Raw genomic sequence first — 6,000 nt, forward strand, 5'->3', positions numbered from 1 at the left:
TACCGAAATGAAATGGTATTTTTCTAACAATAACACTACTTTTCAAGCAAGAAATATCATTTATATATCATTATTAACAAGGATATTACAGTCGTTTAACAACTTTTTATAATATACTACAATATTTTTATCGCACGCCATTTGTACGTGATAATCGTACGATATGAGCACCGACAGGCTCTTTTCCTTTAATGAAGGACGTTATCATTTTTGCACCCATCATCGAATAAACAGTGCCATTACCACCATAGCCTAATAAATAATATTGACGTTTTTTCGTTGGATGTTCGCCAATAAACGGTAAGTTATCATACGATTCACCAAATGTAGCACCGTATGCATACGCCGCTTTTAAGTCATATGACGGAAACAATTCCCTTGCCTCTTTTAAAAGCTTTTCAGCATGCTGCTGAATGGCTTTATCTGTCGGAGGCACTGCAATATCCTCATCAAGCCCTCCTATAATTAAGCGGTTATCAACCGTCGTTCGAATATATAAATACGGGTGTGCTGTTTCCCAAATAAGCGCATCGTCCTGCCATAGCTGCTCATTAATAGGCTCCGTCACAACGACATATGAACGATGAATTGCTGCCCCCATCCGTTTTCCAACAACTGGCGTTTCATAGCCTGTCGTGTGAATGACGTGCTTGGCATGAAACGTTCCTTTAGACGTCTCAACACGCACCTGGGTTTCCTCCGAATAAGTAGCAGTTACCTCGCATTCTTCGACGATATCATGCTTGGCATCTGAAAATAATGTCTGTACAAACTTCACTGGGTTTACTTCTGCATCGCCATATGTTTTTAAAGCGGCTTCTTTTTCAAATGGCATCTCGTTAGCGAGCGCCTGTCGATCTAAATAGGCTACCTCAAAACCATGCTTTTTTAATAATGTATAATTTTTTTGCAAACGTGGAACATCTTCAGCCGTTGAAGCGTAATAAATACTAGGGCGTTCAATATAATCTGTGTTACGAGAAAGTGACGTTGCAAGCGTCGTTAAATCTTGCATGGCTTGTTCACATAATCGATAAAACAAAACGGCATCTTCTTCACCAATTTGTTCCGCCAAATCAACTAGCATAATGTCATTGCTATACTGAAGTAATCCTGTATTTGCACTTGTGCTACCTTCTGCTATATGACGTTTATCGATGGATAAGACGTCGTAGCCTTGTTTCGTCAGCTCATAGGCACATAATGCACCACTCATACCAGCGCCGATAATAATGACATCATAGTGTGCTTTTGGTTTTATCTTAGGAACGGTAAGTGGTGCGGTTGTCGTCGGCCAAAATAAATGACCATTTGTTAAATTCATAATTATCACCTCAGTTATTCTATTCCACAAATTCTTTTTGAAAATGCCTAAAAATACATAATTGTTTTTGTTATACTATAGAAGCAAAGCAGAATGGAGGGTCGTATTTTGAAACTAATTTTATACATCACCATGTTTTTCACAGGATTGGCGACCATCTTTGTCTGGGCAAGTATGAACGTATTAACACCAGATTTTGATATTGATTTATATAAAGCGAATGCAGATGGCTTATACAATGGCTTTTACTTTCAATTAGGCTTTATTTTCATTGTCTATTTTGCGGTTGTCGCCGTATTATTACTTCGTGACTTTCATCGCATTTTCAGTCCGCGTACACGTATCATCTTGACTGTACTTTATGGTGTCTTATCAATCGTTGTTTTTTTCCGTACGATAAGAGATGCATTCCAATTAAAAAATGCATTAAATAGCCAACAAAATGAAGTCTTCTTTTCAATGATTAATGCCTATTCAACAAGCATTTACTTTAATATGTTTACGTTTGTAGGATTTATTATCTTCCTTGGCTTAATTTCTCTATTACTTCCAGCGAAATCAACAAGTCGTGAAAAATATGAATTTTAATGAATAAAAAGCAGGAACCGCAAATTAGGCGATTCCTGCTTTTTTTGTATACATTTATTTTTTTAAGAAATCTGGTGCTGCATAAGACGGATTTGGATATTTATAAAATCCTTCTCCTGCATTGATGCCCATTTTACCTTGATCAATGTATTCCGTTTTTAATTTTTCAGCAATTTCCTTTGTACCTGGAATACCTGCTGCAGCTTTTGCTAAGTTTAAATTATAAGGTGTTTCCATGCCTACAACATCTAAAATAGCAAATGGTCCACGTGGTGCACCTGTCGCAATCATCCAGTTTTTATCAATTGTTTCAGGATCTGCTACGCCTTTTGCCCATAACTGCATCCCTGCATCTAAAAATGGCACTAATAATGAATTTAAAATATAGCCTGGTTGTTCTTTATGAAGATGGAATGGAATCATGCCAATTTCACGTGCAAATTCGACTACTTGCTCTGCATATTGTGCATCTGTTCCTGGGTGCCCCATAATTTCAGCCGTGTTATTATGCCAAATTTCATTTGCAAAGTGTAATGCTAAGAATTTTTCAGGACGTCCTGTAAATTCTGCAAATTGACTTGGAAGCATTGTTGATGAATTTGATGCAAAGACTGTTTTTTCTGGTGCTACTTGCGCTAATTGTTCGTAGAAACCTTTTTTAATATCCATACGTTCTGGTACGGCCTCTACGATTAAATCGGCATCTTTTACCGCCTCAGCTAAATCAGTTGAATAGTTTAAGCTTTCAAATGCTTGCTGTGCACGCGCCTCATCTTTGAAATAAGCTGCATATGTTTCTTTATGTTTTGCAAATAATTGTTTTGCATGCTCGATTGCTGCATCATTAATATCATAAACGGTTACATTAAAACCGAAGAAAGCTGTTTGGAATGCAATTTGACTACCTAAAACACCGCTACCTGCTATTGTTACGTTTTTATATGACATAAAAATCGCTCCCTTTAAAAAAAGTTAGTATTTACTTACAACTCTATTTTAAATCGCTCAAAATAAAAAAGCAAGTAATTACTTACCTTGCTTTCATAATTAATAATTAGATTTTTACTTCCTCATACTTTTCGCTAAGAAAGGATAATTTTAAATGATTTTCTTTCACTAAAATATAGTCAAAACGCACAAGTTCACAAAAAATCGTTTCCATTTCATCTGCTGTATTATTAGAATCCAATAACCAATTCTCACAATTAGCATACCGCTCTTCGGGATTAACGAGTAAATACATTAATAAGCCTTTAGCTGCAAGCGATAGACGATTATCTTGTAGGAAAAACAAATCACTTTTTTCAACTTTCGTATTCATATGCTTACATCCTTTTCCCTTTTTATAGTTATATAATAACATTAAATTTTTATAAAATAAAGACTTAAATACCACTAAATAGTTATTTTTTATGATAAATATTCCAAAACTACCCAAAAATAATCATTTCATATTATACTTCTACAAAATTAAACACTACTTTAATCATAATATTATCAAGTTATTTTTTTACCCTTTATGATAATAAATAAAACCTAAAAAAAATATTTTTTTAATTTTTTTTACTACAATTAAGATAAAGATACATTTTTTTCCTATTATGCTATTGTTATAAATAAGTTTATTTAAGGAGTTGTTGACTATGACAAACTATGTAATTGGTGTTGATTATGGTACGGAATCCGGACGTGTACTACTTGTTGATGCCGTCAACGGAAAATTAATAGCGAGCGCTGTCATTCCTTATGCACATCACTTCATTACAGAAGTGGATGAACGAATTCCATATACGTTGCCATCTGGTACAGCTATTCAAGATCCCCAAGATTATGTGGATGTGCTAACGCAAGGTATTCCCCAGGTGCTTCATAAAACGACTATTACAAAATCGCAAATTATCGGTATTGGTTTTGATTTCACTTCATCGACAATTTTACCCGTTGATGCTTGTTATGAACCGCTTTGCTTCCAATCTGAATTTACGAAAAATCATCATGCTTATGTAAAGCTTTGGAAACATCAGCTCTCTCTTCCTATTAAAGATGAGCTCTATACGATTGCACAGCAACAAAACGCACGCTGGTTCCGACAACTTGGCTCTACTATTTCCGAAGAATGGGCTATCCCAAAAATCATTGAAACATTTCGCGCAGCCCCTGAAATTTACGACGCTGCTGCTCATTTTATTGAGGCCGGGGATTGGATTGTTGGGCAACTAACACAAAATTTCACGAAAAATAATTGTGCACTTGGCTTTAAAACATGTTGGACAGAGGAAGATGGCTTCCCGTCTGACTATTTTTCACAAGTAGATGCCCTACTTGGTCAAACAATCGAACAAAAATTAACAGCGCCCGTGAAAAAAATTGGTGACTGTGCAGGAACCTTGACCGCTGATTGGGCAACAAGGCTTGGCTTATCAGCGGGTATTGCGGTTGCTACTTGTATTATTGATGCACATGCGGGTGTTATTGGCGCAGGCGTTCATGAATCCGGCACATTATTAATGGTCATGGGCACCTCTACTTGTCATTTGATGGTGCATGAAGAGCTGCATGAGATTGAAGGCATTTCCGGTGTCGTAAAAGATTCGATTATCCCAGGCCTTTATGGATATGAGGCTGGACAACCTGCTGTTGGGGATTTATTTGCAAGCTTTGTTCAGACATTTGCACCACAAAATACACATGAACAATTGGAGAAGCGCGCAGCGACACTAAAGCTTGGTGAAAGTGGCTTAATGGCACTTGATTGGCATAATGGTACACGCTCTATTTTATCATTTCTTCGCAGAATCCCCCTCCCTCAAGGAACGTAGTGAGTAGGGAGGGGGATTCTGCGAACCCAATGATTCTGCCAGTGCTAATTTGTTGAAAAGAACATCTGTTCCTATTATACTATTCGAAAAAGGAGGTGTCTGTCATGTCACATCAAGCGTATAAATTCCGTATCTACCCAAATAAAGACCAACAAGCGTTTATCCATCAAACCCATGGGCATTGTCGTTTTGTTTACAACCATTTTCTTGCGTTGTGGAATACTTCTTATGAAGAAGAAGGAAAAGGGTTGAATCGTTCCATTATGTCCAAAATGCTCACAAAGCTGAAAAAACAAGAGGATACCGCTTGGCTACGAAATGCAGATAGTGTGGCATTACAAGCCTCTTATGAAAATTTAATCGACGCTTTTCAACGTTTCTTTCAAAAGCAAAATAACTATCCTCGCTTCAAAAGTAAAAAGAATCCAGTTCAAAGTTATACTACGAAGAATACGAATAACAATATTGCGATTGTCGGGAATCAAATGAAGCTACCAAAATTAGGACTCGTAAAATTTGCGAAGTCGCGTGATATTGAAGGTCGTATTCTAAAAGCGACGATTAAATACAATGCGAGTGGTACGTTTTACGTGTCTGTCCAATGCGAAGTACCAGACTTTAAGCCATTGCCTCAAACAAATGAAGCTGTAGGAATTGATTTAGGTATCCCCGATTTTGCGATTCTGTCTACTGGACGTAAAGTGGATAACCAACGCTTTACGAAGAAGATGGAACAGAAGTTAAAACGTGAGCAACGCAAGTTATCCCGTCGCTACGAGCAAGCAAAAAAAGAGGGTCGTAACCTACGTGCGTGCATGAACTACCAAAAGCAACGTCGTAGAGTGGCTCGTTTGCGTGAGCGTGTCGCGTTTCAACGAGAAGATTTTTTAAACAAGCTATCAACGGCATTGATTCGTCACTATGACGTCATCTGCATCGAAAACTTAAATACCAAAGGCATGTTGAAAAATCATAAGTTGGCAAAAGCGATAGCGGATGTGTCATGGTCTGAATTTGTGACCAAGCTAAAATATAAGGCAAAATGGCTCGATCGAAAAATTGTCGAAATCGACAGATTCTTCCCATCGAGCCAACTTTGTCATGCCTGTGGTCATCGAGATGGCAAGAAACCATTAGCTATTCGTGTGTGGACTTGTTCATCTTGTGGTACGACACTAGACCGAGATATTAATGCAAGTAAGAATATCTTAATCGAAGGGTTAAGACTTTTAAAGCAACAACCGTAGGAACTACGGGGATAGCCTACTA

General features: G+C 37.3%; 6 protein-coding genes. 3 read left to right on the top strand and 3 right to left on the bottom strand.

The window, feature by feature from the left end:
* Positions 1-127 precede the first annotated feature (127 nt).
* Positions 128-1,324, bottom strand: a complete 1,197-nt coding sequence (locus QI30_RS05310) for an NAD(P)/FAD-dependent oxidoreductase (RefSeq protein ID WP_126989899.1) — start codon at positions 1,322-1,324, stop codon at positions 128-130.
* A 108-nt stretch (positions 1,325-1,432) separates the two neighbouring features.
* On the opposite strand from QI30_RS05310, the gene QI30_RS05315 reads away from it, so the two are divergent.
* Positions 1,433-1,912, top strand: coding sequence for a hypothetical protein (locus tag QI30_RS05315; protein ID WP_126989900.1), 480 nt, complete (start codon positions 1,433-1,435; stop codon positions 1,910-1,912).
* 54 nt (positions 1,913-1,966) lie between these two features.
* On the opposite strand, the gene QI30_RS05320 is transcribed toward QI30_RS05315, so the two are convergent.
* Both QI30_RS05320 and QI30_RS05325 read right to left on the bottom strand, forming a co-directional pair.
* On the bottom strand, positions 1,967-2,860 hold the full coding sequence (locus QI30_RS05320) for a 3-hydroxyacyl-CoA dehydrogenase (protein ID WP_126989901.1): 894 nt from the start codon (positions 2,858-2,860) through the stop codon (positions 1,967-1,969).
* A gap of 106 nt (positions 2,861-2,966) precedes the next feature.
* Positions 2,967-3,233 carry a hypothetical protein gene (locus QI30_RS05325; protein WP_126989902.1) on the bottom strand — a complete coding sequence of 89 codons (267 nt, stop codon included), beginning with the start codon at positions 3,231-3,233 and terminating at the stop codon, positions 2,967-2,969.
* A gap of 322 nt (positions 3,234-3,555) precedes the next feature.
* Here QI30_RS05325 and QI30_RS05330 point away from each other — a divergent pair, with 322 nt between their 5' ends.
* Together QI30_RS05330 and tnpB are read left to right on the top strand one after the other, a co-directional pair.
* A complete protein-coding gene (locus tag QI30_RS05330) occupies positions 3,556-4,731 on the top strand; it encodes a ribulokinase (RefSeq protein WP_126989903.1) in 1,176 nt (391 codons plus the stop codon).
* A gap of 104 nt (positions 4,732-4,835) precedes the next feature.
* Positions 4,836-5,978, top strand: a complete 1,143-nt coding sequence (gene tnpB, locus QI30_RS05335) for an IS200/IS605 family element RNA-guided endonuclease TnpB (protein ID WP_126989904.1) — start codon at positions 4,836-4,838, stop codon at positions 5,976-5,978.
* Positions 5,979-6,000 lie beyond the last annotated feature (22 nt).

The organism is Candidatus Kurthia intestinigallinarum, from assembly GCF_003991225.1.
GTDB lineage: Bacteria > Bacillota > Bacilli > Bacillales_A > Planococcaceae > Kurthia > Kurthia populi.

What these genes read in the sequence shown, in the direction of transcription:
- QI30_RS05325 (WP_126989902.1), bottom strand. Translation starts at nt 3,233, where the DNA reads ATGAATACGAAAGTTGAAAAAAGTGATTTGTTTTTCCTACAAGATAAT.
- QI30_RS05310 (WP_126989899.1), bottom strand. Translation starts at nt 1,324, where the DNA reads ATGAATTTAACAAATGGTCATTTATTTTGGCCGACGACAACCGCACCA.
- tnpB (WP_126989904.1), top strand. Translation starts at nt 4,836, where the DNA reads ATGTCACATCAAGCGTATAAATTCCGTATCTACCCAAATAAAGACCAA.
- QI30_RS05330 (WP_126989903.1), top strand. Translation starts at nt 3,556, where the DNA reads ATGACAAACTATGTAATTGGTGTTGATTATGGTACGGAATCCGGACGT.
- QI30_RS05320 (WP_126989901.1), bottom strand. Translation starts at nt 2,860, where the DNA reads ATGTCATATAAAAACGTAACAATAGCAGGTAGCGGTGTTTTAGGTAGT.